The sequence below is a fragment of the Enterovibrio qingdaonensis genome (assembly GCF_028683135.1).
Lineage (GTDB): Bacteria > Pseudomonadota > Gammaproteobacteria > Enterobacterales > Vibrionaceae > Enterovibrio > Enterovibrio qingdaonensis.
This window is the reverse complement of the sequence record NZ_JAJUBB010000016.1, coordinates 31,345-58,297: the sequence shown is the minus strand read 5'-3', so window position 1 is coordinate 58,297 and position 26,953 is coordinate 31,345. Positions and strand designations below refer to the sequence as shown.

The following is a 26,953-nucleotide window of genomic DNA, read 5'->3' as shown; positions in this document are numbered from 1 at the left end:
AGGTTTCTAACTTGGTAAGAAAACACCTGAAGCCTCAGCATTCAACGCAACGTTTCCAGCAACTCATATAGATTTTGACCCTTTTATTGTTTTTGTCAGAACGAACTAAACCACGATTTAGCTCATCTTCCTAAATGAAAAGGAATCAACAATGTCAAATAGAACGCTTGAAAGAGAACCTTCAAAACCTGAATTTGACTGCGGCCTTTCCCGCTACAAAGTTCACAGTGTCGCAAACACATGCGAAGCACTAGGGGACATAAAGCAATTTAATGATGAAAGAACTAACTGGGCTGGCGCGATCTTACGTATTCCTGATGTATGGCGATTAACCCAGGGCGATGGCGTTAAGGTCGCCGTCCTCGACACTGGCGTGGATCCTGACCACCCCGATCTCATCAGTGCCATTGAAGATACCGTTGATTTCACAGGTGACGGCATTGAAGATGCAAGCGGTCACGGTACACACTGCGCAGGTATTGTGGGTGCTAGGCTAAATGGCGTTGGCTTTGTCGGTGTCGCCCCTAAATCAACACTCATGATCGCAAAGGTGCTCGCTAATAACGGTAGGGGGTCCAACGCTTGGGTTGCTAATGGCGTCTATTGGGCGGTAGAAAGCGGTGCCGATGTCATTTCCATGTCTCTCGGTGGCCCACAATCTAGTCAGGCGTTATTTAAGGCAATCCAATACGCCCTCTTTCATGGGGTTTATGTTATCTGTGCTGCCGGGAACGAAGGCGCACTAAACTCGAACAGTATTGGCTATCCTGGGCGATATGGCGGCGTCATTACGGTCGCGTCACACGATCAGAATGGTAATCCATCTGGGTTCTCTTCTCAGGGCGGTGAAGTGGATGTCATGGCACCAGGCAGCGAGATTTGGTCCACTTACAAAGAGGGTGGGTACGCCAGTTTGAGCGGTACTTCCATGGCTACACCCTTTGTGTCTGGTCTGGCAGCACTCATTGCTTCCAAGCATAAGACTTCAACAGCCAATGACACTCCTTTGCAGAACAATGAAGATATGAAAAACCATTTGCTAAGAATGGCGACACATCCCGGTTATCATGACAATCAATCAGGTTATGGTCCGCTGATCCCATTCGGTTACTTCTATAGCTAGAAGCGTTAATTCGTGCACTCACCTTATGCCCAAAAGAAAAAAGGGCTCAATCAAACGATTGAGCCCTTTTACAACATAGGGGGAAACTAATTCGCCACGTTGATTAGTTTACGCGGTATTTAGCAATGATTTCTTCATCAAGCTCTACACCCAGTCCCGGAGTGTTAGGGACAGCAACATAACCATTTTCAAACGCGATTTGGTTTTTAACCAGTGACGTAAAGAGTGGACTTGTGCTCTGAGAGTATTCAATCAGATCGCCGTGCTCACGCGATGCAAGGAAGTGCACTGTCGCCGCAATCAAGATACCGGTTGAAAAACCGTGTGGAACCAGCTTCATACCCGCCATGTGCGCCATATCGTAGATCTTCACCATTTCGGTGATACCACCACAACGGGTCACGTCAGGTTGAACGAAATCTGCTCCTGATTTTTCGATGAAGTTTGCGAACTCATAACGCGTTGTCAGCGTCTCGCCACCCGCTAGCTTTTGAGTGGTTGACTGAGAAACCTTGCGGTAACCAGCAAGAACGTCATCAGTGATTGGCTCTTCAATCCAAAGCAGGTTGAACTCTTCCAGCTTCTTCGCCATTTCAATTGTGTGACCCGCAGTGCGCCATGCGCTTGCCAGATCGATCGCAATCTCAACGTCTTTGTTGATGCCACGTGCAGTTTCACACACAGTCTTGATGATTTCGTAATCTGTCTCAGCGTTTTTGCCCAGAGGGCCGCCACCGAATTTCAGAGACGTAAAGCCTTGAGCTAGCAGTTCCGTTGTACGGGCAACGTTCTCTTCTTTAACCGCAGAAGGGATAAAGGTACCGTATGCACGGATTTTTTCACGGAATTTACCACCTAGAAGTTGCCATACAGGCACTTGGTAGAATTGACCCGCGATGTCCCACAGTGCCATATCAATTGCAGAGATAGCGTGGATCATTGTCGAACGACGGCCCGCATAGTGAGTACCGTTGTACATCTTGGTGTAAAGACGTTCGATTTCTAGTGGATTTTCACCAATCAAAAGACGCTCAAGACCTTGAGAAGAACCGTGGCTTTGTGTTGCTTTAATGCACGCTTCAATCATCATTGGAGAGCTATCTGACTCACCCACACCTGTGATACCTGCGTTGGTATGAACGCGGATAAGTACACCATCTTCTCCCCACTCACACGCTTCATCGATAGCAGGAACGCGCAGGTGAATTACTTCTACTTCAGTAATTTTTAGTTCGTTGAATTTCATTATGAGTCTCTAAATTTTTGCAGTCTTTGGGTCAAGTCGTTGTGGAGCAAATTCATTGACCTGAAGATGCTGCCAGCATCATTACTGGCAGCATACTTATGAGGGAGAAGATTAGGCAGCAGCCACTTCAATAATTGGTTTCTTGGTGAACTTGTCACCCACCGTGTAGATACACAGTGCGATAACTACCGTCACAACACCCGCAAGTTTCTGCATTGTCATCATTTCGCCCAGCAGGAAGTAAGCAACGATCATTGCGAACAGTGGCAGAACATTCAGAGCCATCGTGGTGATTACTGCATCTTGGGTTTTCAGTGTCGCCACTTCCCAAAGCGCATACGCGATACCCGAACATAGCATGCCAAGTGCCAGGATACTGCCGATATGCTTGCCATTCTCAACCAGAACCGATGCTGACGCGAAGTCTGCACCCGTCACCACCCCAAGAACCAACAGAGCAACAGTTGCTGCGCCAAACTGGTAGAAGCAGCTTGAGAACGTGTCGTAACGCGAATTCAGGTCTGAACCGAATTTGCCCAGAATGTAGTTGTAGGTAACAAAGCCCAATACACCAAACAATGCGAACAGGTGACCCAAGTTCAGGCCTTGGATTTTGTTCGATGGGTCGTAAGCAATCACACCTGCGCCAATCAAAGACAGTACAACCGCAAACACTTTTGGTGCAGAAGGTTTGATTTTGTCTATCACGAAAACAGCCAGCATGGTCAGGAACGGAGCCATGCCGTTGATGACGCCAATCTCACCCGAAGATGTAAATTCGTACGCTAGGATAGTGAAGTAAAAGAAGATTGCTTGAGCAGAAACACCTGCCGCAGCCAACAAAAAACCGTCTTTTTTGTTTTGAATTTTCTTCAGCGTATGTTTCTTAGAGAACATGAAAAGAACCACGAAACCCAGTGTTGCAATCGCGTAGCGTGCGATAGCCAAAACAACCGGATCCAATTTACCCGCCAAAACACCACCCAGTGGGAATGACGCACCCCAAAGGGCAGCACAAACGAGAGCCAGGGTTAGACCCACCGACTTATTCGGAGCAGTTTTACTCATTTTAATTTACTCAAATGAAGGCGCACACTTCGCGCCTTTAAAAAGGAATGCTTATTGAGGGCAGATGCCGATAACGTGTTCTAGACGCTGATCTTTCTGATACAGAGACGCGTACGCGTAACCCACACCTTCAAGGTTGGTTGCACCACCGTTCGCTACATCAAACACTTTCTCAACGATCTTGTTAGAAACGTTGTCGATGGTGTCGGTCGCATCCATGATGCCGCAGGCATTGATATCCATGTCTGCAGTGATCAGAGAGCTGTTACCCGATACGCGGATAACGGGAACGATAGAGTTGTTAAAGCCCGCAGCACCTGCGGTCCAGATGATCAATTGCGCCCCCAGAGATGCGAAGTGCATCGCCGCGCCACCACATAGCATGGTGGTTTCAGTCAGGTAGAAACCTGGCGTGGTTGGCTTCTCACGGTAAATGTGGTTAATACGCAGACAATCTTGGATTGGGCGTGTACCGGTCTTGTGCATTGCACCTTGAGACTTCTCATCGATGGTCGTCAAGCCACCCACACTGTTACCGATAGACATGGTTTCAGTGCCTTCAATGACGTGCCAACGCTTCAGGTCTTCTGCAATCAGACGTTCAATTTTCTCGCCGACTTCTGGGGTAACAGAACGTGCTTTCAGAATGTCTTCACAGCCCAGCAACTCCAGCAGCTCACCCGCCATGGTGGTAGCACCCATGTCGACAAGCTTGTCAGATGCAGCACCCACTGAAGGGTTTGAAGCCAAACCACTCGAGGTGTCTGAACCACCACACTTGATACCGATGCGCAATGAAGAGATCGGCGCGTCAACACGCTCTACGCTGTCTGCGTAAGCTTTAAGTTCTTTCGCCAGCTCGACACCATCTTTGATGGTTTCGATGGTGCCTTTGTTTTTGATAACGGTCAGACTGTGCGCAGGCAGGCCTTCTTTGCGAACAGGACCCGCCACCAGCTCAGGGTCGATCGAACCACAGCCCATCGCAATAACCAGCACACCCGCAATATTCGGGTTGATACCCGTGTGGATGATGGTGTCGATCATCTCTTCGTTACCACCGTACATACAGGTGTAGTGGTTGGTAACAACAACAGATCCTTCGACTTCTTTGCTGATGTTGCGCGCAATGCCTTCACAGCACTCGTCAATCGCCACAATCATGATTTGGTTACGGATACCAAAAGTACCGTTCGGGCGTGGGTAGCCTTTGAAAGTCGCAGTCATTATTGCTCGATCCCCATTTGCTTGATGATTTCTTCGATGATGGCTTCTGGAATATCAAGACGTTCACTGCGAACGTTTTGAACGTGTACCAGTTGACCTAGAGGGATCTCGACAATCGATTTACCAATCGAGTGACCGCACTTCAGAATGTGCTCGTCATTGGCGATATTGCACAATGCGATTTTGTTGCCAAAGGTGATTTTTTGTAGCGCAGTCACTGTCGCGATGACTTCGTTATCAGCAGAAATAATTTCTACCGCTTCGTGCTTTCCTACTTCACCCAGCAGCGTCGCCACATTGTCTGTAGGAGAAAGTTTTATTGCTTTCATTTTGATGTTCTCTTTTAAACAGTATCATTCCGTCGCCTACAGTCCATTGTCCGACAATCGACATTCTACAAATAAACAGTCGACAGAAATTGATATTAATCACATCTCCGATGCAATTTTTTTCGTCGCAAAAAAACACCTTGTTAATCGAACCTCTCAATAGTGTTAATGCACACCATCATCTATCATTAAGTATTTGTTTTTTATTTAGAAAACAACAACGACAAACAGGCAATAAATGTTACAAATATGCTTTTCTCTACACAGGATGAAATCTGTACTAGATTCAGAAGTTTGATCTCGGTCTCACTACTAAATAGGGTTAGAACACCACCCCTCAGAAGTTCGTGGCTAATTACTAAACAAAAAGACGAAAAGCTCGGCTATTACACCGAGCTTTTCGTCTTCGTTTATGTTCGACCCTAACCTACTTTTTGAGGCTGGGTCTTTAAGTGAAATCCGTTTCGTTTAATACTGGACTAATCACCCGCCACACGATTTTGAAGCATTGCACATAATTCATTGAACGACGTAATGTTTGCTTTCGCGGCTTCCATCGCTTTGTCTGCATCCCCTGCGACGATTGCATCAACCAAATTTTGGTGCGTTGCCGCACTCTGAGACAAGTCGTAATCGATATGCGTCATGCAAAGATAGGTTTTCAGCTGATTGGCAATTTGCAGATAGAATTTTTCCATCCGCGGACTGTTACTCGCCTCAACAATGCGAGAGTGAAGGTTAAAGTCCGCCTCGGTTATGGCCATAATGTCGTCTGGCGATTCCTCACAAAGGCGATAGTGTTCTTTTAGCAGTGCTTGCAGTTCTGCTTTGCATTTGTCCGTTGCTTGCTGCGCTGCCATCGCTGCGGACTGACTCTCCAGTGCAACGCGCAGGTTATAGAGTTCCCACAAATCATTCTCATCAATAGAAATGACCTGCCAGCCAGCATACGGTTTAGAAACGACAAGACCCTCGTGAGACAAAGAGTTAAGTGCCATACGCACAGTGCTACGCGATAAATCCAGCTCTTTCGCCAAGGTACTTTCGGTGATCTTTTCCCCTTGACTCATATTGCCGGACACAATTTTCTCACGGAGAAAATCAGTAACTTGCTCTTCAAGACTCTGTTTGTTGAACTTCATGGAAATGTATCTAGGTCTTTGTCGTTATAAAGTAAGGGTCAAGTTTACGCATAACCCCCAGACTCAACAACTTAAACTCGCGGGATCCATCCTCTTCAGTGTGTTTTGGCACAATATCCTCGTGTTATCCGTGTAGCTCTTGGTGTTATCCGTGTAGCTCTTGGCTTTACCCTCATTGCTATAAAGAAAAGCCCAGCGGACGCTGGGCTTCATAGGCAGGGGGAAGTTAAAGCTATTTACTAACGGATTACCAGTAAACTCGCGCACCCAGTGCGTAGCGAACCTCACCGTCATAGGCCGATGGGCCAACAGACCATTCTGAATTACCGTTGCTAAAGCCAGGCGTTTTGCCATCACGGTAGCCTACTTCACCGTATACACGGAAGAAGGAATTAAATTTGTGTACTGCACCCGCGTAGACGTTTACCAGATCATCTTTATCAACCGTCCCGATTGTTTGACCTTTCAGGTCGTAATCAGAGAACTCAACGCCACTGTAAAGCGAAGACTTTGCGTCTACCGCATAGTTCAGTGCCAGCGCGTAACCTGAGCGGTCGAGTTCCAATGATGTTGCATCACTTTCTATTGAGCTGGCGGTGTACTGCACGCCGACAGACAAGTCACCAAACGAACGCTGCGCAAACACGGTGTAATACAAATCATCAATTGAACCTGCTGATACCGCCACGTTATTTAAGGTGAATGCATCATGGTCTTGAGATGATGTCGACACACCAGCAGTTACATCAAAGCCTGCCAGATTTTTACTCACAAACAGTTCTAGAACTTCAGGAGATGTACCGTCTTCAGGCAGTGCGTAACTTGCATCGATGTAGATCGCATCGTTTTCAAAGACATAGCGAATCGCATTGTCGTGCTTACCGCCGGATACTTGCTCTTCAATGATGTGGCTACCACCATAGAAGTAAGAATTATCAATGCCGCCCAGATCATCTGCCGTTAGGTATAAGCGACCAAAAGACACCTGACCAAAATCACCCGATACACCCATGTAACCTAGTCGATTTTTTAGGTTGCTGTCGCTGTCAGAATAAGAAAGGCTGTACTCAACCGTACCAAAAACATTCAGGTTTTCATTAACGGTATAGAAGGCGTTAACACCTGTACGAGAGCCACCATCATCGAGTTTTACATCTTTATTCTCTAGCTTTTGGACAACGGCGCGGAGTTGGCCATAAACCTCTACAGAACCTGCATCACCGCTGTATGCTTCAAATGCGTTTACGTTGCCTGCCAAAATAGCTGCCGGAATTGCCACGGCTAAAATTTTCTTATTCATAAAATACGATCCTGTATTTTTGTTTAAATCCATTTGCAAAAATGTTGCAGAACCAAGCTAACATTCTGAAAACACAGAGATCAACGATACATTTTCTAACAATTTCAATGAATTCAATACATTCCGCTCACTTGTTGAGCAATTTGGCGAGCAAAGCTCTAAACAGCGAAAAGTGCATAATAATTCGCACTTTTCTGAATTGGCAGGGAGTTATTGCAAGGGAAATGAGAATTTGAAGAATGGCTATTCATAGTGACCTGACGACACAATGGTCACTTTTTACACAATTGAATAAATAGAGCACGAAACACTTTATGCGACACAGTTCACATTAATCAGTTTCACATTGTGGTCTCAACTTCGACAATTGACTGTATATCATCCAAATATCAGAGTTTGATTTCGCTTATTGAAGCCTGTCTAGCACGTCATTTCAGCCCTAATTGCTTCAATCGTTTATACACTGTATTGCGACTAACCCCTGAAATTGATGCGATTCGCGAAATGTTGCCATCCGTCTGTGCAAAAAGTGCGGGTAAGGTGTCTTGCCAAGTCGACGCTTCAACGAGTATCTCGGTGTCAACCACCACCTCTTTGTCTGGCTGATTGAGATCCAGAAAAAAATCGTCGGGCAAATCAGTAATACCTATACGCTCCTTGCCAGAAATGGCCAACGATACCCGCAATACATTGATCAGTTGTCGAATATTGCCAGGCCAAGGGTGGAGTCGAAATGCAGCAACCACGTCGTCCTCTAAGTAAATAGGAATCCCATTCGAAAGCTGATGCAGCAGCACTTCAACGAGGGGAAGAATATCTTGCCGCTCACGAAGAGAAGGAAGAAAGACGGTCAGCCCATTTACGCGATAATACAAGTCTTCTCTAAACCGTTTTTCAGCGACGGCCTCTCGCAGCGATTGGTGGGTAGCGCAAATAACACGAAAATCGACAGGATAGCTTTCGGTGCTTCCTAATGGCGTAACCACTTTTTCCTGCAACACACGAAGTAACCTTGCTTGTACATGCAAGGGCATATCGCCGATTTCATCAAGGAGCAAGGTTCCGCCGTCTGCCTGACGGAAATAGCCGATGCTGCCTTTGTTGTTTGCACCCGTAAATGCGCCTTTCACATAGCCAAACAACTCCGACTCAACCAATTCAGCAGGTATTGCCGCGCAGTTTACCGCCACCATTTTTTTGCTCGCTCGCTCCGACGAAGCATGCACCGCTTGCGCGAACACCTCCTTTCCCACCCCCGTTTCGCCTTGCAGTACCAAAGGAATATCGCTGTTTACCACACTCAACGCTTGTCTGATCGCCTTTTGCATACTCGGATCGCCAAGGTCTAAGTGATGAAGCTGCCGCTGGTGCTCGGCGATAGGAGGCTCAATGCGTTTTTGGGATTTGCTAGAAACTGAAGAAAAGATCCGATTTCCCGCAGGCCGTCGGATAGTGCCAAACAGGCGGTAATGCGATAAACCCACAAAGGTCAGAGGGTGGCCTTCAGGGTGAGCAGAAAGCTGAAGTTGGGATATGCCCGTCACCATTTCAACAGACAATCCACGCAGAGATTGTCCCACCAGTAAATCGGCCCGTCGGTTGGCAGCAATGATGTCACCATCGTCATTAAACACCAATAACCCTGCCCACTGGCTCGCCAAATTGTCTGAGCTGGTGTTGAAAATCAACATATTGTTATGGCTTTTGTAGGTCGCCATGATGAGCTGATTTTCTACTGCTTGTGTCATCACTTTTACCATGCCATTCACATGGGAAGTCGGCAGGTAGGCATCAGAAGATATGTTTAATACACCAACCAAGTGGCGCTCACTGTTATAGATAGGCGCAGCAGAAGCGGTCATATAGCGGTTTGCCACCAGATAGTGCTCATCTCGCCCTACGACCACAGATTCACCGGTTTGCAATGCCGTCCCGATGGCATTGGTGCCGTTATAGCACTCTCGCCAACTTGTTCCTTTGTCAAAAAGATGGTTTTCCATCTGATTTACAAATCCCGCTCTTCCCCAGCGGCTTAGCAAGTTCCCCTCTTTATCTGCCAGTAACACCAAGCTATTGCTGTTAACCAAGATGTTTTCGTAGTAAGGCAGCACCTGCTCTTGGGTAGTAAGAATGAGATCACTGCTGCGTTCTTCCGCTTCCTGCCACTGCCCACCATGTAGCGTCACGATTTCCGGGGAATGCTTGGGGTCGAGACCAAACGACTGACAACGCTGCCAAGATGCACGAATAACTTCATCATGCATATGAGCTTTATCGCTCATCTCTCTCTCCTTTATCGCTCATTCGAACATTCCTGTGAGCGTTAAGCATTGTTCACAAATTGTTAACCGTCAACAAAACACTGAACAGTCGATGAACAGCTAACTGACCACCCCGATTGGCAATATTAAGAAAAACAACATGTTAAATTTTCGATCTAAATTGGCACGGTTCTAGCGTATGTCATTCTGATTGTGATGAGCATGTGCGCACTACAAAGAATGTTACGCAGCACAACGATTCGCCCCATCTGACACGGAGTTGTCATGTCACTTGAATTAGAAAATGTCACGAGAATAAGTAACAACGAATGCTGGCTGGACGACATCAATATTCGCATTGAGCCCGGCTCGTTTAACGTCCTCCTCGGGAGGACCTTGGCAGGTAAAACCAGCTTGATGCGGTTAATGGCTGGGCTAGACCGTCCATCTTCCGGACGTGTGTTATTTAACGGTCAGGATGTCACTGGCGTCCCTGTGCGCGAACGCAATGTCTCGATGGTTTACCAGCAATTTATCAACTACCCCAATTTGACTGTGTTTGAAAATATTGCCTCGCCACTTCGTCTTGAGAAACAGTCTGAGCAGGTGATCAAAGAGCGAGTTCAAGAAACAGCGGAAATGCTTCACATAGAAAACTTTCTTAATCATTTCCCGCTTGAGCTCTCCGGTGGCCAACAACAACGCACAGCAATGGCAAGAGCTCTCGTCAAAAACGCCGACCTCATTCTGTTCGACGAACCGCTTGTGAATCTCGATTACAAACTCCGCGAAGAACTGCGACAGGAAATGCGAGAACTGTTTTCTCAACGTAACACCATTGCTGTCTATGCAACGACCGAACCGAACGAAGCTCTCGCCTTAGGAGGTAATGTGGTGCTTATGCACGAGGGCAATGTCATTCAAACGGGGCCAACTGCGGAGGTCTATCACCACCCCGCTTCGGTGACCTGTGCTGAGCTGTTTGGTGAACCGCCCATTAATCTCATTAACGGCAGCGTCGGAGACGGCAATGTGTCGTTCGATGAACACATTCACTTCCCACTGAACACCGACTTAGGTGAGCTTTCCGAAGGCAGTTACCAGTTCGGCATTCGTCCGAATCACTTGAGCCTTGTTCCACGCAATGATGACGACCTCGAGCTCGTGGTCGACGTTGAGCTAGCCGAGATCAGTGGCAGTGAAACCTTCCTGCATGTGCGTAACCGCGACATCAACATGGTGCTCCATTTGCCGGGCGTACATGACTATGACGTCGACGAGAAAATCAGCATCTATGTCCCTACCCATAAGCTGTATGTCTTTGACCATCAAAAAAAGCTGATCCAATCAGCCCGTCGGATTTAGGAGCGCATCATGGCAGAAATTACGCTTCAATCCCTTGCTCATTCTTACCAACGTTCGCCGCAACACCGCGATGATTATGCAATTAGAAGAATGACACACGTATGGCGAAACGGGGGAGCTTACGCATTACTTGGCCCGTCAGGCTGTGGCAAAAGCACCATGCTGAATATTATTTCTGGGCTTCTGACGCCGTCTGAAGGCTCGGTGATCTTCGATAAACAAGACGTCAGCCACCTTGCCCCGCAAGAGCGAAACATTGCGCAAGTTTTCCAGTTCCCGGTTGTTTACGACACCATGACGGTGTACGACAACCTTGCCTTTCCGCTTCGAAACATGAAAACGCCGGAAGCCAAAGTTCGCTCACGTGTCAGTGAAGTGGCCGAGCTTTTAGAGCTTTCCAGTGTGCTCGACAAGCGCGCCAGCAACCTCAATGCCGATGAGAAACAAAAGGTTTCTATGGGGCGCGGTTTGGTACGCGAAGATGTGTCGGCCATCTTGTTTGATGAACCGTTAACAGTCATCGACCCACACCTCAAATGGAAGCTCAGACGCAAACTGCGCCAAATTCATGAGCAATTCCATATCACCATGATTTATGTCACCCACGACCAACTGGAAGCTGCCACCTTTGCGCAGGAAATCGCGGTGATGTACGACGGGGCAATCGTCCAGTTCGGCACACCTCGCGAGTTATTTGAAACACCGAACCATACGTTTGTCGGTTTCTTCATTGGCAGTCCCGGCATGAACCTGTTGGAGGTCGAACGGAACGCGGATGGGAACGTCACGTTTAATCGCTATGACTTGCCACTCACCGCTGAGCAACGTGCCGCACTCGCCGCCACGGAAAGCACAAACGTCAAAGTCGGCATTCGACCCGAATTTGTGCACGTTTGGCAGGAGCAACGCGACGACGCTTGGCAAGTTCCTGTGCAATACGTGGAAGATTTAGGGACATACAAAATCATTTCAGTCCTTTTTGGCGAGCAGGTTCTCAAGATCCGAATAGCGGAAGAAGACCCGGAGCCCACTGACCATGCCTTCATCAGCTTCCCAGCGCAATGGCTGAAACTCTACATTGACGAATATCTGATCGGCGAGCCGGACGTGGTAATGGACGTGATCAACGAGGAGACGCAGGATGCAGACTAAAACGGAAAACAATCGCGCGTGGCTACTCGTTCTTCCGGTGTTTTTGTTGGTTGCCTTCTCCGCCATCATTCCTTTGATGACAGTGGTCAATTATTCCATTCAGGACATTTTTGACCAAAACACCCGTTACTTCGTCGGTACTGAGTGGTACCGAGAAATCCTGAACGATCCGCGCCTGCATGACTCGTTAGTTCGCCAGTTTATTTATTCTTTCAGTGTATTGGCGATAGAAATTCCACTGGGCATCGCTGTCGCACTCACAATGCCAGCGCGCGGGTTTAAGGCCTCCATCGTGCTTATCATTCTCGCGATTCCACTGCTGATCCCATGGAACGTCGTTGGCACCATCTGGCAAATCTTTGGACGTGCTGACATTGGTCTTCTTGGCTGGTTCTTAAACAGCATTGGCGTGCAATACAACTACGCCGCCGACCCCGTTGACGCTTGGATCACTGTGCTTGTGATGGACGTGTGGCACTGGACCTCTTTGGTCGCTCTGCTTTGCTACTCCGGGCTCCGCGCCATTCCCGATGTGTACTACCAAGCAGCAAAAATCGACCGCGCTTCTAACTGGGCAGTGTTCAGATACATCCAACTTCCCAAGCTGAAAAGCGTGTTGCTTCTCGGGGTTCTGCTTCGGTTTATGGACAGCTTTATGATTTACACAGAGCCATTTGTACTGACTGGCGGCGGCCCCGGCAACGCCACAACCTTCTTGTCTCAAGCATTAACAAAAATGGCGGTCGGTCAGTTTGACATTGGTCCTGCTGCAGCGTTTTCGATCATCTACTTCTTGATCATTCTTCTGGTTTGTTGGGTGTTCTACACCGCCATGACCAACATGGATAAGAGGGCCTAATCATGAACAGAAAAACCATTGGCCTTCTTGCCTACATTATTTTCCTGATGGCACCGATTTACTGGCTGTTGATGATGTCATTCAAAACCAATGAAGAAATTTTAGGCAGGCTAACCTTCTGGCCTCAATCCTTCACGTTGGATAACTACATCGTCATTTTCTCTGACCCTAGTTGGTACAACGGATACTTAAACTCACTGACCTATGTGACGATCAACACCCTGTTGTCATTGGCTGTCGCCTTACCCGCTGCTTACGCGTTTTCGCGTTACAAGTTCGTCGGCGATAAGCACCTCTTCTTCTGGCTATTGACCAACCGTATGGCACCGCCTGCGGTGTTCTTGCTGCCTTTTTTCCAGCTCTACAGCTCGGTTGGCTTGTTTGACACACATATCGCCGTTGCACTGGCGCACTGTTTGTTCAATGTGCCGCTGGCGGTGTGGATTTTGGAAGGCTTTATGTCCGGCGTGCCAAAAGAGATTGACGAAACCGCGTATATCGATGGCTACAGCTTTCCAAAATTCTTTGTGCGGATTTTCATTCCCATGATCCGCTCAGGCATTGGTGTCACTGCCTTTTTCTGCTTCATGTTCAGTTGGGTGGAGCTACTGCTTGCCCGAACGCTGACGTCGGTTAACGCCAAACCCATTGTTGCCACCATGACACGAACGGTCAGTGCATCCGGCATTGACTGGGGCGTCTTGGCGGCAGCAGGTGTACTTACTATTGTGCCGGGGCTTCTGGTGATTTGGTTTGTCAGAAACCATGTCGCTAAAGGCTTCGCACTCGGACGCGTATAAGGAGAATCACGATGGGCTGGATGGCATGGACACTCCCAAGCGCACTATTTTTTATCACCATTGCCTGCATGTTAGCGGCAATGACCATATTCGAAGTACTTCGTCCTTGTGTGGAACGAAAGGGATTTCTCCCGATCCGCACAACACGAGGTGATCGACTCTTTATAGGGCTGCTGGGCAGTGCCTATATCCACTTGTTCTTCATTGGCGGCACAGAACTGGCCATTTGGTATCCTTTTGGGATTTCCATTGTTTGGCTGATCACTGTGCTGCGTTGGGGATAAGGAAACACGACAAAGGAGCGAAACTATGAAGCATCTGCCTGCTGTATCCAAATGGACGCCCTTAGGGTGTCTGATAGGTACACTACTGGCACCGGCAGCCCTCGCCGACCAGTACAGCGACGCTGCAGCAAAATGGGTGAGTGATGAATTTACACCATCGACGCTAAGCAAAGATGATCAGCTAAAGGAAATGGCGTGGTTTACTGAAGCCGCTAAACCTTTCCGTGGCATGGAAATCAAAGTCGTATCTGAAACCATCACAACCCATGAATATGAATCGAAAGTGCTCGCAAAAGCCTTTGAGCAAATCACAGGTATTAAAGTGACGCACGACCTGATTCAAGAAGGGGATGTGGTAGAAAAACTGCAAACTGAGATGCAATCAAACCGCAGTATTTATGATGCCTACATCAATGACTCAGACTTGATTGGTACGCACCTGCGTTATGGCAAAGTGTTCCCGATCAGTGACTACATCACCAGCGAAGGGAAAGACGTTACGCTGCCAACACTGGACCTTGACGACTTTATCGGCATCAGCTTTACCACTGGCCCGGACGGAAAAATCTACCAACTGCCTGACCAGCAGTTTGCCAACCTTTATTGGTTCCGCGCCGATTGGTTTGCTCGTGACGATCTGAAAGCGCAATTTAAAAAAATCTACGGGTATGAGTTAGGTGTTCCTGTTAACTGGTCTGCCTATGAAGATATTGCCGAGTTCTTTTCGGTTCACGTAAAAGAAATCGATGGTGAGCGCGTCTATGGTCACATGGACTACGGCAAGAAAGACCCGTCTCTCGGTTGGCGTTTTACCGATGCATGGTTCTCCATGGCGGGTGCGGGCGACAAAGGCATCCCCAACGGCATTCCTGTTGACGAATGGGGCATTCGCGTAGATGGCTGTTCACCTGTGGGCTCAAGTGTTGAACGTGGCGGCGCGACAAATGGCCCTGCGGCCGTCTTCGCCACGACCAAATATGTGGATTGGCTGCGTGAGTTTGCGCCACCAGAAGCCCAAGGCATGACGTTCTCCGAAGCGGGACCGGTTCCTGCTCAAGGGTCTATTGCTCAGCAAATCTTCTGGTACACCGCCTTTACCGCCGACATGACCAAACCCGGTCTGGCTGTGGTGAACGAGGATGGCACACCGAAATGGCGTATGGCACCTTCACCTCGCGGACCTTACTGGGAAGATGGCATGAAGCTTGGTTATCAAGATGCGGGCTCATGGACACTGATGAAGTCCACCGAGCCTAAACGCCGCATGGCAGCATGGCTTTATGCGCAGTTCACCGTGGCCAAATCAATCTCACTCAAGAAAACACTCGTGGGTCTGACGCCAATTCGTGAATCTGACATTAACTCTCAAGCCATGACAGACGTCGCGCCAAAATTGGGCGGTTTGGTGGAATTCTACCGCAGTCCTGCGCGTGTTCAGTGGACACCAACAGGTACAAACGTGCCTGATTATCCAAAACTCGCACAGCTTTGGTGGCAGTTTATCGCGGAAGCAGCAAACGGTGAGAAAACACCACAGGAAGCACTTGATGGTCTGGCAAAAGCGCAAGACCGTGTACTCCAGCGTCTAGAGCGTGCGAAAGTACAGGGTGAATGTGGTCCTAAGTTAAACAAACCACGTGATGCCTCTTACTGGCTCGAACTGCCTGGCGCGCCAAAAGCCAAGTTGCAGAACGAAAAACCTCAGGGACAAACGATCAATTACGATAAGTTGCTCGAAGAATGGAAGTCAGCAATGTAATTTAATTTTTCCCACTAAAAGCACCTGTCATCTCAGGTGCTTTTTTTATTTTAATGAAGGAAAATAGACAGTTACCATGTGTTCAAAGCGTGCACAGCCTTGATTCAACCACGCCAAAAAATAGTGATATTAATCACAAACATCAATAGGTTACGCAAAATGCAATCTTAGTTTCCACTATTGGCTTTTTCATTTTTGCTTACACTCAACTAAAATTCGCGCGCATTTTTTATCAACTTTTTTTATAGGAACGCGCGAATGTCTACGAAATTGGCCAACCCAGCCCCATTAGGCTTAATGGGCTTTGGTATGACCACAATCCTGCTAAACATCCACAATGCAGGCTTTTTCCCAATTGATTCTATGATCCTAGCCATGGGAATTTTTTACGGTGGTTTGAGCCAAGTATTGGTAGGCATGATGTGCTTCAAACGTGGTGATACCTTCGGTACTACCGCGTTCACGTCTTACGGCCTTTTCTGGCTGACACTGGTTGGTCTTATCGTAATGCCATACATGGGTCTGCCTGCAAGCCCTGCATCATTCATGGGTTGGTACCTTGCTCTATGGGGTATCTTCACTGGCTTTATGTTTATCGGTTCACTGTGCTACCCAGTAGCGAAACAAGTGGTTTTCGGTTCTCTGACTGTTCTGTTCTTCCTTCTAGCAGCACGTGATTTCACTGGCAGCACCCTGATCGGCACAATCGCAGGTATCGAAGGTATCTTCTGTGGTGCTAGCGCAATCTACTTCGCGATGGCACAAGTGCTGAACAACGAATACGGCCGCACTATCTTGCCTATCGGCGAAAAGAAAAAGCCAGTCGTTAACGTTGCGACTGCAGAAGTAGCAGCATAAATAGCAACGACGCAATACAAAAAAGGGCTAGCGATTTGCTAGCCCTTTTTTTATGTCAATCAACCACTACCGTGTTTGTGCTTCTTCTTTATTCATTGGGGGAAGATGAACCCGCAACATGCGTTCAAGATCGGCTTTACTGACAGGCTTAGCAATATAGTCATCCATCCCTGACTTCAAGCACTCTTCTCTGTCTTTTGACGTTGCATTAGCAGTTAATGCAACGATAGGTGCATGATCCGCCAGATGGTGATCCCTAATCATCCGTGCAGCCTGGAACCCATCCATAACCGGCATTTGGCAGTCCATAAAAATCAAATCAAACATATCGCTTTCACAATACTCAACGGCAATTTTACCATTCTCAGCGATCACGACATCCACACCCATTTTTGTCAGCATGGCTTCAGTCACCCGTTGGTTCACTTTGGTGTCTTCGACAACCAATATTCTCGCTGAAAACGCCACCGAAGCGATGGCAGACTCACCCACGTGTTGCGTTTTAGGAGAGTTCAGCGATGACACAACGCCAAGTTGAGGCTGTTGATGCCGCAATACACGGAGAATTGTGCTTTTTAGGTCGCTGAATTTGTAAGGGCGGGAAAGGTAACCCTCTATACCGAGCGTATCTAACTTCACGTTGTCATGAACTTCCGGGGCCGCCGTTATCATCATCAAGCTAGGGCATCGAGCACCAAAACGTTTCTTCAATTGCGACGCGACTGAGAAACCATCCACACTTGGCATCAACTTATCCAAAATAACAATTTTATATGGCTTGGCCGTATCTAGGCGTTCAGCAATCATTTCCTCAGCATCTTCCGGCCGCATACAACAGGTGATATGGCAGCCCAAATTGCCCAATTGAATACTGGTGATACGCATGTTCAGGCGGCTGTCATCGACCAACAGCATTTCTGTATCTGCAAATAGAAGCGCATCAATGGGTGTCGCTTCCGGCTCCTGTGCCCTCTCAAAGGTTGCCGTAAAGAAAAAGCGGCTACCGACATGCTCTTGGCTATCTACCGACAACTCGCCATACATCAAATCAACGATCTGCTTTGAAATGGCAAGCCCCAGCCCTGTTCCCCCAAAATTGCGCGTTGTACTGCCATCGGCTTGTTCGAACTTTTCGAAAACGGTTTTTAATTTATCTTCAGGGATACCAATCCCAGAATCCGTCACCTCAAACAATATCGTACAGAAATCCCCGGACTCCCCTACTAATTTAAGGTTTACCTTAACACTGCCTTTCTCTGTAAACTTAACAGCGTTACCCACCAAGTTAATCATTACCTGCCTGAGTCTTGGTGCATCTCCCATCAGTAACGGAGTGATCTCTGGGTCAACAAAGCACTCGAAATCAATGCTTTTCTCCTTCGTTCGAAGCTTAAACATTTGCTCAATGTCTTTGTTCAGCTCAAAGACATTGAGTTCTACTGTGTCCAGTTCGAGCTTTCCTGCTTCAATTTTTGAAAAATCGAGGATGTCATTGATGATATCCAATAAGGTCAGCGAAGAGGTTTCAAGCATCTCGATGAACTCACGCTGCTCCGCATCTAGCTTGGTACCTTTAAGCAGTGAAGACATTCCGATGATGCCATTCATTGGCGTTCGAATTTCATGGCTCATATTGGCAAGAAACTCACTTTTCTTTTTATTCGCTCGTTCAGCGACGTGCTTGGATTCCTTCAGCTCTTCACTGTTGTTTCGCATTCGCTCAACAGTGTTGTTGTATTGGGTGTATAGCTGGACCAGTTCCTCACCCATGCTTTTCTGCGGGGGCTCTATTGGCTCGGGAAGGTTGTCAATATCGAACTTGGTGACACCTTTTGATATCCAAATCAAAGGGCGCACCACATCAACATAAACAATGATAAATACAATACCGCCCAGAACCAGCGTCGCGGCACCTAAGAATAAAAGTAAGGTGATAAATCGATCGGTAAGGCTGTTATAGATATGCTGAAGGCTGATATCGACTTTTATGTACCCAAGCTCAAACTTTTCACCAAACTGGGCATATTCGATCGGCCATTCATACTCTAGCTTTGGCTCAGGCGGCCTGCCACCTGCCTCGGCCAAGACACGGTCATTATCGTAAACAAGAACATACGCAACATCCGGATTTCGAAATATCCCGTCTGTAACCACTTTCAGTTGTTCAACATCTTCTTGCCAAACACTGCTTGCCACAGCTGGCAGATCTGTTGATTTGATCAGCAATGCATTTTCCCGTGCTTGCTGGTAACGCGCCTGATAATCAAGATACAGCGCAAACGCTGCAACCAGAAAGGCCAGCAATGTACATACCAACAATATTCGCCCAACCAATCTAGCAGCCATGCTCACAGGCGGGCGCAAATTCTCGTTTTTATTCAACATAGTCTAGGCTTAGTAGTGTCTTAATAATGGAACGTTTACCTTTAAGAATAGCGTCGATTCACAAAATGAGAGTGCCGATAATATGAACAATTCAAAAGTCCAACGCCCAAACGGATTTAGAGTGTCTTTCGCCATCATTCTCTCCGCTCTGCTCAGTACAACCGCTACCGCCGCATCGATAGACTATTACGTCATACAAGGGCAATCAGAACCGTTGCAAATTCAAGAAGATGGTGAAAATCATCGAGGAATAGTGACCGATATTGTTCAGAAGGCACTGAAAGGGTCAAAGTATCAACTTAATATCCATACCTATCCCTTCAATCGCATGATTGCCGAACTGGCAAAAAACCAACAAGCCAATTGGGTGACCTATGGCAGTCCTTTATGGGGAGATATGCAGGCTGCCAATTTGTCCGAATATCCGATATTGGAAGTCGAGCATAGTATTTTGAGCGGGGCTAAGTCTGAATTTGACTACCAAACGACCGACGATCTCGAAGACAAAGTCGCGATTTTACTGTTTGGCTTTGATTACCCAGGACTAGACAAAAAAATTCAAAGTGGCGATGTAAGTGAAATCCGCGTCAAAAACTACGACTCTGCGCTCCGCGTGGTGGATAGGCTCAAAGGTACTGGCGGATTTGTCGAGATGGACTTGCGACTGCAATACCATTTGAAACAGCTTGGCTTCACGCGAGAAGATTACAAGCTTCAAAAAATCAACAACATGATCCCTAACTACCAGATTCATATTGCTTTCTCTCCAGGCATTGACCCGGAAATTAAAGCCTATATCGATGACAGAATTAAAGAAATGAAAGACAACAATGAGCTGCAAGAAATTGTGGCTAATTACCTTTGATCACAGGTAAACGTTAAACCATGCAGACTATCAAAACCGATGCATCAGACAGTTTCTATCGGCTTCTTTCCGTGGGGTCTCGGCTGAGTATTGAACTCTCGGATGACCCTAAGAAAACACAAGTGAGCTCTAGGCTTGTCGGTTTTCGAAAAGAGCAGTTCTTATTAATTGATTGCCCTACAGGCCAAGACCCCATCATTGAACGTTTTTACATCCCCAATAATGAAATAATCATTCGCGCAGTCACCGACAGTGAGTTTCGCGATGTCATTGCATTTCGTTCACTGGTCATGGGCGTGATCCATAAACCGATTCGTCTTCTCATCGTGTCAATTCCTGAAAATGTCGCGCATCGTCAAATTCGACAAGAACCACGTATCGACACCAACCTATGGATAACAGCCGAGTGCGGAAGTGATACTTTTAAAGCGTTTATGCTTGATTATTCTGTGTCGGGTTGCTGTTTAGAGGTGAACGCTGATGACAGACTCATGTTTGAAGATGAAACCTTGGTATTGAACATCAATAAAGGTGACGATTTAAAAGGAAAAGTCGCTGGCCTTGTCGTCGCGGTTAATAATGAGAAAACCCCGCCCACCGTTGGTGTTCGTTTCGATGAGACACAAGGCACCTTAAGAAAAGAGCTCTTCTATCAATTTTTGTTTGACCTTCGCGCGAACGACCGCTCACTCGACGTCTAAAAAAAGTAGGTCATTGCTGACCTACTCTTCGCTATAAACTCGCCGAGAAGTGATTGGGCTAGCCCGCATCCAATACACCCCGGCGTATTTGATCCAATTCAATCGACTCAAACAATGCTTGGAAATTACCTTCGCCAAACCCTTGGTTGCCTTTACGCTGAATAATCTCGAAAAAGACTGGGCCGATAACGGTATCCGTAAATATCTGCAAGAGAATACCTGTTTCAACGCTGCCATCTATAAGCACTTGTAGATCCTGAAGTTGATTGACATCTTCTTCGTGTCCTACAACACGCTGACCCACTTTTTCGTAGTAGGTCGAAGGCGTCGACATAAACTTCATCCCTCGTTGACGAAGGGTGGTTACCGTTTTATAGATATCCTCAGTGCTCAACGCGATGTGCTGAATACCCTCACCGTTGTACTCTTTCAAATACTCAGCAATTTGTGATTTGTCATCACTCGATTCATTGATGGGAATACGGATCTTTCCACATGGCGCAGTCAGTGCGCGTGACTTCAACCCTGTGCGTTTACCTTCAATGTCGAAAAAGCGAATTTCTTTGAAGTTGGCTATGCGATCATAGAAGTCCGCCCAATTGTCCATATTGCCTTTTTCAACGTTGTGCGTCAGGTGGTCGATAACGCCCAATCCCGCATCACAACGTTTCAGCGTTTCTTTCCAATCCGGGTAAAAATCAAAGTCGATATCGTAAATTTCCTGATCGCCATACCGGTCGACAAGGTAGAGATAAGATTCACCAATACCATGTATGGCGGGAATATTGAGCTCCATGGGTCCGATACAAGGTTCGCATGCTTTTGCACCTTGCTTGACTGCATAGCTCAAGGCGTGCGCTGCATCTTTAACCCGAAAAGCCATCGCGTTAACACTCGCTCCATGCTGCTGTGCAAAGCCTTCTGCCTGTGAACGCGATTCGCCGTTAACGATGAAGTTGATATCACCTTGGCGATAAAGCCAGACAGATTTATGTTTGTGCTTTGCAATTTCGGCAAAGCCCATGAGAGTGAATAGTGCTTTGAGGTCCGTGATGCCCTTTTCTGTCGGGGCCGTGTATTCAACAAATTCGAAACCGTCGGTTCCCATCGGATTGATCATTTTCTCTGCCATTGGTCTCCCATCCCTTTTCGATTCGCGTCATTGCTTAGTTAAAGGAATAGCAGTCGGTATCAGGGAACGACAAAAATGCAGCGCGCACGACAAGGTGCTCACTGTAAAGTGGGAAATGTACACTGAAATTGACGGACGTTAGTTTATGTCTGTTTCAACGAGATATTTTAAAACGAGATCACTGGGTTCTACTTCCTCTCCACAGAGATCCGTTCCCCAATCTGGTCCTAGCATCACGGAATCATTCGCTAAATCCACCAGCCAATCTTCAATAAATTCTTCGAGGGGAATCGCCACCGGAGCAAAGTCTTGCCATTCGTCGACACAATGAATCGCCGCAGCGTCCTTGGTTGACCAAAACGGCATGACATCGGTTTCTTCATAGATGGCAGAGTCACAAATCACCCAACCATCTTTACAGTGTAAACCCCATATTTCCCCGCTTGAACGGGAGGCTGCAACAAACTGTTCAACGGGCGATGTCTCGCTGGTTGTCATGCCATTTCTCCTGTGTAGAGCCGTTATATCTCTAGTCGCAAGGCGACTAACTAACTCTTCAATCTACCCAGTGAAAACGCTTGCTAGTGTCTTAATAGTGAGGATTTGGCCTCTCTTTTCTAAGAGGCGGCTAAAGCTTTATATTTTGATTGCGGCGGTAGCTGGCAGGACTTGCCCCAACACGCTGTTTGAACTGTTGTGAGAGGTGCTGCTGAGAAGAAAAACCACACATAGCTGATATATCTGTCAGCGGACTTTTGCTATGAATGAGCAAAGACTTGGCGCGCTCGATGCGCTTTCCAAGAACATATTGATGAGGCGTACAACCAAAGCTCACTTTAAACATTCTTGCAAAGTGAAAATCACTCAGTTGCGTGATGGCTGCCAAATCACTTAACGTAAATGACCGCGAAAGCGACGCATCAATATATTCCATGACACGTCGCTGATTCACAGGTGACAACCCGCCAGTCACTAACGCCTGTCGGAGCGGTTCGTGACAGTGTTGGCGCACGAGATGAAGTAGCATCATTTGCTGTGCATGAGAAAGCATTAATTGATCCGTCGTATTGGACCAGTCTAATTTCAGCATTGTTTGGCGAATAAGCTGAGTAATAAATGGATCATCGGTAAAGGTGCATTCTTTCAGCTCGATATGTCGACCTTCTTTATCGAAGACTTGCTCAGCAAAACTCTGCAGATGAGATTGCTCAAAATAGAAGTGAAAAAACGAGAATGGATCAGCATAATGCCATGCTGAACGATGGTTAATTGGCATTAAACACAGCTTATCTTCACCACCAAAAAGATCACCGCCCCTCATGGCGCGTTTCGTGTTTTGTCCGCCCTGTACGTAATAGCTTAGGGTGTGATGATTCGGCTTATCATAAACAGTGGTACCGTGACTATTGCTCCAAAGTGCCACACCCAATCCGTTGTCGAGGAAAACCTCATTACGTAACTGGGCGGTGTTACTTTGCAACACATCGTAAACCTGTCTGCTTTTGTTCTCTTCCGCCAATCCTTTCGTCATCTAAAATCACACCTCCGTAACGCTTACTATAAATCCATGCAACACCTCGTGAACACCTTGCATCGTTAAAAATGCGCAAGAATCTATAAAAACAGCAATTTTCTGAAAGCGTTAATAATGTAAAGCCCCTAGCATTCCCATTAAGAGACAATCTTTCTCACTGTCTTCTGAATAATGATAACAACGTTAGTCCGCTAGAACTTACTGGGCATAGGCTAAGCCCAGTGTAATTTAAGGATAAAACAGTGAATACATTTCTATATTTCATCACCGTTTTGATTTGGGGAACCACATGGTTAGCCATCGCCTTTCAGGTGGGTGAAACACCGGTTCCGGTTTCCGTAGGTTGGCGATTTGCGCTCGCTTCTATCGCACTGTTTGCAATCCTCGCTTTTCAGCGAAAGCTGGTGCCGCTGTCTAAAGAAAATCACAAGATGGCTGCACTATTAGCTCTGTGCCTTTTTTCTAACAACTTTCTTTGCTTCTATGCTGCTACCCACTATTTCCCTAGCGGTCTTATTGCCGTGGTATTTTCACTCGCACCGATATTGAATGCATTGAATCTTTGGTGGTTGGAAAAACGCACGCCCAACCGAACCTTTATGCAAGGTGCGGTCATGGGATTCGTGGGGGTTGTCCTTATGTTCGCCTCCCAGTTTTTCAGCGCAGCAATGGACATGAACATCTTGCTTGGTCTGGGCATCTCGCTGGTTGGTACGTATTTTTTCTCAATGGGGAATTTGGTCTCAGCAAAAGCACAGCAAAAGGCCATGCCCTTGCTTCCGACAACCGCTTGGGCAATGGGTTATGGCGCACTCTATCTTTTCGCCATCTCATTAATCATGGGGCATTCGCTTACGTTTAGTACCGACACGCTTTACGTCTCGGCACTTGTCTATCTTGCAATCATTGGCTCTGTGGTGGGCTTCAATACCTATCTTGCCCTGGTTGGGAGAATTGGCGCACCAAAAGCGGCATATTGCACTGTACTCTTCCCCTTAGTCGCGCTGTCACTTTCCACTGTCTTCGAAGGGTATGAGTGGACATGGACATCCCTTATTGGTGTTGTTCTTGTTGTATCTGGCAACTTACGCGTTTTCGGTTTACCCGAACCGATAAAGCGTTGGTACCTTGCCCGCCAATAACATTTTTCAGTGATACCGTCCTATTCGGCCGCTAATTGGATCAGCCACACCATGCTGATTAAAAGCGGCCATAACCAGCTTGGGATACCCAGCTCAAAACGGGCCGACTTACCTTCCTTATTTAGATTTGCCATTGCAGACGCCTTCTGGATTCAATGACGATATTTAACCGCACCGTTATGGCGTGAGCAGGGACGCAATCTAGCAATCCAAAGAACAATTCGGGCCGAAATATGGCAAGGGTTTCGCACTATTCATGAAACTATATGGCTTCTTAAGCCAATCAGATATTTATCATGGAAGTCATTCGGTTACCGCCAGAATCCGTGCCCAACTATTCAACGGAAATCACGGCATTGCTTCGGCATGTTTTTGCAAATCCGGATATGCAAGTCATCTGCAATGAGGAATTGGCGACCTATGTCGTCATCATGGACGGTGGGCAATTGATTGCTTGTAGCTCTGCGCATGTGAGAGAAATGGAACAGGCAAATCAAACCTTTTTAGCCGGTGTTATTGGTAGCGTTGCCGTTCACCCTGAATGGCGAGCAAAAGGGCTTTGTAAAATGCTGATCAACGAGCTTGAAGAGCACTTGGTGATGCGCGGTGTCGATGTCAGTTTTCTATTCGCTTATAAACCTGAAGTCTACCAATCCAATGGTTACCTGTTGTTGAATGCCCCCATCCACCACTTCGACGACATTTCAAATACATGGAAGCGTTTTATCTATCGAGGTGGAATGGTGAAACACTTATCAACACTGACGTTAGATCCTGAGACGGAAATTGATTTTCGAGGCTGCGTTTACTGATCGCTCTCATCAAATCGCAACAGCTCATCAGCTATCCAGCGAGGGAGCATTTGGCCAAATAAAACAGGGACGTTGTCATCCGGGAATTGTGCAACCAATGTCTCGCCAATAACATCCAGCGACTGTCCTTCACGTACACTTTTGATTGCTACTGTCTCGAGGGGAGAGATGCTCCTAAAGTGCGGAGAATAGCCTTTTCGCCATACAAGCACATCTACTGGATTGGCCAGCTGTTTGGCGACAGGTGGCGAGTTATCTTGGTCAATGGCATGCCAGATATCCAAGGTATTAAACCGTTGTGTTACGAGACACAAGGTCGGCACGGTTTCCAACACAATATTGGTGGTGTTTTGCGCCAAGATTTGAAGATGCTCCATGGTCATAACTCCGCTGTCTGCGCCATCAAAGGCCCGTCTCAACGTCCAATCGAGCTCTGCCAATTCGGCAACGTCCAAATCGTCGGGTAGTTGCTCGGCCAAAAAGGCCGGGAATGCTGTGCCATAAAAACCGATATTGTTATGGGTTGAGTGGTGATCCTGCACAAAATCCCGTGCCAATTGGTTAAACCACTCATCGCCCAAATAGGTGACGGTATGCCCAAACGTATCTCTCAGGACATCAATCAAACGCACACGATACGCATTGTGATAAATAGCCAGTCGGTCTTTAGGCGACAAAGAATCCGCTGAGCGGCTAACCCAGCTCGCATCAACACATTCCGTATTTAAAACCAGTTGTTGGAAGCTTGACTGGATATCTTGCAACATCATATCGCGCCTCTCATATCCATCACGTTATGCATGATTTTCTTCGCGGTTTCTAACTCGGCAATCAAATCTTCAAGAGGTGGAATATTGTCATCTCGCTCAATCATGGTCGGTATGTTGCCGAATCGCATAATCGCTTGTTCATACAAACGCCACACACCATCACAAACCGGATGGTCATGGGTATCAATCAGATGATCGCCATTGTTTAAATGTCCAGCCAGATGAAACTGCTGGACACTCTCCACGGGGATCGCGTTAATAAACGCCTGTGAAGAAAATTGGTGGTTGAATGCACTGACGTAGATGTTGTTAATATCGAGCAGTAGCTTGCAGCCTGTCTTTCGTGTCAGCGCAGAGAGAAACTCCCACTCTGTCATTTCCGACGTCGAAAACTCAACGTAACTAGAAACATTCTCCAGCACTAATGGACGCTTCAACACATCCTGAGCCTGCTGAATATTGGTTGCCACGACATTGAGTGTTTCTTCAGTAAAGGGCAACGGCATCAGGTCATGTAACTTTCGCCCATGAACCCCTGTCCAACACAAGTGATCAGACACCCACAATGGCTCTATACGCTCAGCCAATTGCTTCAGCCGCATCAAATATTCATGGTCTAAGCCATTCACTGAACCTATCGACAATGACACACCATGCATCACCATGGGGTAGTTTTCTCGAATTCGGTCAAGCATGGCCAATGGCTTACCGCCATTGACCATATAGTTGTCAGAAATGACTTCTAGCCAATCAACAGGTTGAGAGGTATCCAAAAAATCATTGTAATGCTGGGTTCGCAATCCAAGACCAAAGGTAGATGTCATTTCTTCACTCCTGCC

The 26,953-nt window shown here is 47.1% G+C and carries 25 protein-coding genes; 12 read left to right on the top strand and 13 right to left on the bottom strand.

Annotation, left to right across the window (positions count from 1 at the left end):
• Window positions 1–151: 151 nt before the first annotated feature.
• Window positions 152–1,123, top strand: a complete 972-nt coding sequence (locus LRP49_RS18520; protein WP_274143855.1) for a S8 family peptidase — start codon at window positions 152–154, stop codon at window positions 1,121–1,123.
• Between the two features lie 103 nt (window positions 1,124–1,226).
• On the opposite strand, the gene LRP49_RS18515 is transcribed toward LRP49_RS18520, so the two are convergent.
• The 7 genes from LRP49_RS18515 to LRP49_RS18485 form a co-directional block, all read right to left on the bottom strand.
• Window positions 1,227–2,369 carry a mandelate racemase/muconate lactonizing enzyme family protein gene (locus LRP49_RS18515; protein ID WP_274143853.1) on the bottom strand — a complete coding sequence of 381 codons (1,143 nt, stop codon included), beginning with the start codon at window positions 2,367–2,369 and terminating at the stop codon, window positions 1,227–1,229.
• Window positions 2,370–2,480: 111 nt separating this feature from the next.
• Window positions 2,481–3,437, bottom strand: coding sequence for a DMT family transporter (locus LRP49_RS18510; protein WP_274143852.1), 957 nt, complete (start codon window positions 3,435–3,437; stop codon window positions 2,481–2,483).
• Window positions 3,438–3,488: 51 nt separating this feature from the next.
• Window positions 3,489–4,664: a UxaA family hydrolase gene (locus tag LRP49_RS18505; protein ID WP_274143850.1), complete on the bottom strand. Its 1,176-nt coding sequence runs from the start codon at window positions 4,662–4,664 to the stop codon at window positions 3,489–3,491.
• Entirely contained in the window at window positions 4,664–4,993 is a 330-nt protein-coding gene (locus LRP49_RS18500; RefSeq protein ID WP_274143848.1) for a UxaA family hydrolase, read from the bottom strand. Before LRP49_RS18500 ends, LRP49_RS18505 begins: the two co-directional genes overlap by 1 nt.
• A gap of 479 nt (window positions 4,994–5,472) precedes the next feature.
• Entirely contained in the window at window positions 5,473–6,135 is a 663-nt protein-coding gene (locus tag LRP49_RS18495) for a GntR family transcriptional regulator (protein ID WP_274143846.1), read from the bottom strand.
• A 247-nt stretch (window positions 6,136–6,382) separates the two neighbouring features.
• A complete protein-coding gene (locus tag LRP49_RS18490; RefSeq protein WP_274143845.1) occupies window positions 6,383–7,435 on the bottom strand; it encodes a porin in 1,053 nt (350 codons plus the stop codon).
• A 428-nt stretch (window positions 7,436–7,863) separates the two neighbouring features.
• Window positions 7,864–9,717: a sigma-54-dependent Fis family transcriptional regulator gene (locus LRP49_RS18485; RefSeq protein WP_274143843.1), complete on the bottom strand. Its 1,854-nt coding sequence runs from the start codon at window positions 9,715–9,717 to the stop codon at window positions 7,864–7,866.
• Between the two features lie 264 nt (window positions 9,718–9,981).
• Between LRP49_RS18485 and LRP49_RS18480 the strand changes: the two genes are divergently transcribed.
• The 7 genes from LRP49_RS18480 to LRP49_RS18450 all read left to right on the top strand — a co-directional run bounded on the left by LRP49_RS18480 (window position 9,982) and on the right by LRP49_RS18450 (window position 16,773).
• The gene (locus tag LRP49_RS18480; protein ID WP_274143841.1) at window positions 9,982–11,061 is read left to right on the top strand and encodes an ABC transporter ATP-binding protein; all 1,080 of its coding nucleotides are present in this window, start codon (window positions 9,982–9,984) and stop codon (window positions 11,059–11,061) included.
• Between the two features lie 9 nt (window positions 11,062–11,070).
• Window positions 11,071–12,213 carry an ABC transporter ATP-binding protein gene (locus LRP49_RS18475; protein ID WP_274143839.1) on the top strand — a complete coding sequence of 381 codons (1,143 nt, stop codon included), beginning with the start codon at window positions 11,071–11,073 and terminating at the stop codon, window positions 12,211–12,213.
• Window positions 12,203–13,072 (top strand): carbohydrate ABC transporter permease, encoded by an 870-nt coding sequence (locus LRP49_RS18470; RefSeq protein ID WP_274143837.1) that lies wholly within the window; start codon window positions 12,203–12,205, stop codon window positions 13,070–13,072. Before LRP49_RS18475 ends, LRP49_RS18470 begins: the two co-directional genes overlap by 11 nt.
• 2 nt (window positions 13,073–13,074) lie before the next feature.
• Window positions 13,075–13,872 carry a carbohydrate ABC transporter permease gene (locus LRP49_RS18465; RefSeq protein WP_274143835.1) on the top strand — a complete coding sequence of 266 codons (798 nt, stop codon included), beginning with the start codon at window positions 13,075–13,077 and terminating at the stop codon, window positions 13,870–13,872.
• Window positions 13,873–13,883: 11 nt separating this feature from the next.
• A complete protein-coding gene (locus tag LRP49_RS18460) occupies window positions 13,884–14,156 on the top strand; it encodes a DUF2160 domain-containing protein (protein WP_274143833.1) in 273 nt (90 codons plus the stop codon).
• A 25-nt stretch (window positions 14,157–14,181) separates the two neighbouring features.
• Complete coding sequence (locus LRP49_RS18455) at window positions 14,182–15,915, top strand: ABC transporter substrate-binding protein (RefSeq protein WP_274143832.1); 1,734 nt, start codon at window positions 14,182–14,184, stop codon at window positions 15,913–15,915.
• A 258-nt stretch (window positions 15,916–16,173) separates the two neighbouring features.
• The gene (locus LRP49_RS18450; RefSeq protein WP_274143830.1) at window positions 16,174–16,773 is read left to right on the top strand and encodes an acetate uptake transporter; all 600 of its coding nucleotides are present in this window, start codon (window positions 16,174–16,176) and stop codon (window positions 16,771–16,773) included.
• 66 nt (window positions 16,774–16,839) lie between these two features.
• On the opposite strand, the gene LRP49_RS18445 is transcribed toward LRP49_RS18450, so the two are convergent.
• Window positions 16,840–19,158: a response regulator gene (locus LRP49_RS18445; RefSeq protein WP_420791621.1), complete on the bottom strand. Its 2,319-nt coding sequence runs from the start codon at window positions 19,156–19,158 to the stop codon at window positions 16,840–16,842.
• A gap of 82 nt (window positions 19,159–19,240) precedes the next feature.
• On the opposite strand from LRP49_RS18445, the gene LRP49_RS18440 reads away from it, so the two are divergent.
• Both LRP49_RS18440 and LRP49_RS18435 read left to right on the top strand, forming a co-directional pair.
• Window positions 19,241–20,023 (top strand): substrate-binding periplasmic protein, encoded by a 783-nt coding sequence (locus LRP49_RS18440; protein WP_274143826.1) that lies wholly within the window; start codon window positions 19,241–19,243, stop codon window positions 20,021–20,023.
• A 20-nt stretch (window positions 20,024–20,043) separates the two neighbouring features.
• Window positions 20,044–20,724, top strand: a complete 681-nt coding sequence (locus LRP49_RS18435; RefSeq protein ID WP_274143825.1) for a flagellar brake protein — start codon at window positions 20,044–20,046, stop codon at window positions 20,722–20,724.
• Between the two features lie 58 nt (window positions 20,725–20,782).
• On the opposite strand, the gene hppD is transcribed toward LRP49_RS18435, so the two are convergent.
• The 3 genes from hppD to LRP49_RS18420 all read right to left on the bottom strand — a co-directional run bounded on the left by hppD (window position 20,783) and on the right by LRP49_RS18420 (window position 23,387).
• Complete coding sequence (gene hppD, locus LRP49_RS18430) at window positions 20,783–21,856, bottom strand: 4-hydroxyphenylpyruvate dioxygenase (protein WP_274143824.1); 1,074 nt, start codon at window positions 21,854–21,856, stop codon at window positions 20,783–20,785.
• A 138-nt stretch (window positions 21,857–21,994) separates the two neighbouring features.
• Window positions 21,995–22,354 (bottom strand): DUF2750 domain-containing protein, encoded by a 360-nt coding sequence (locus tag LRP49_RS18425; RefSeq protein WP_274143823.1) that lies wholly within the window; start codon window positions 22,352–22,354, stop codon window positions 21,995–21,997.
• A gap of 130 nt (window positions 22,355–22,484) precedes the next feature.
• Window positions 22,485–23,387: a helix-turn-helix domain-containing protein gene (locus tag LRP49_RS18420; RefSeq protein WP_274143821.1), complete on the bottom strand. Its 903-nt coding sequence runs from the start codon at window positions 23,385–23,387 to the stop codon at window positions 22,485–22,487.
• A 245-nt stretch (window positions 23,388–23,632) separates the two neighbouring features.
• On the opposite strand from LRP49_RS18420, the gene LRP49_RS18415 reads away from it, so the two are divergent.
• Together LRP49_RS18415 and LRP49_RS18410 are read left to right on the top strand one after the other, a co-directional pair.
• The gene (locus LRP49_RS18415; RefSeq protein WP_274143819.1) at window positions 23,633–24,532 is read left to right on the top strand and encodes a DMT family transporter; all 900 of its coding nucleotides are present in this window, start codon (window positions 23,633–23,635) and stop codon (window positions 24,530–24,532) included.
• Between the two features lie 296 nt (window positions 24,533–24,828).
• Window positions 24,829–25,344, top strand: coding sequence for a GNAT family N-acetyltransferase (locus LRP49_RS18410; protein WP_274143817.1), 516 nt, complete (start codon window positions 24,829–24,831; stop codon window positions 25,342–25,344).
• Here LRP49_RS18410 and LRP49_RS18405 read toward each other — a convergent pair.
• Complete coding sequence (locus tag LRP49_RS18405) at window positions 25,338–26,114, bottom strand: HvfC/BufC N-terminal domain-containing protein (protein ID WP_274143815.1); 777 nt, start codon at window positions 26,112–26,114, stop codon at window positions 25,338–25,340. The genes LRP49_RS18410 and LRP49_RS18405 overlap by 7 nt on opposite strands.
• A complete protein-coding gene (gene bufB, locus LRP49_RS18400; protein ID WP_274143813.1) occupies window positions 26,111–26,938 on the bottom strand; it encodes an MNIO family bufferin maturase in 828 nt (275 codons plus the stop codon). The genes LRP49_RS18405 and bufB overlap by 4 nt, the downstream gene beginning before the upstream one ends.
• Window positions 26,939–26,953: the final 15 nt, after the last annotated feature.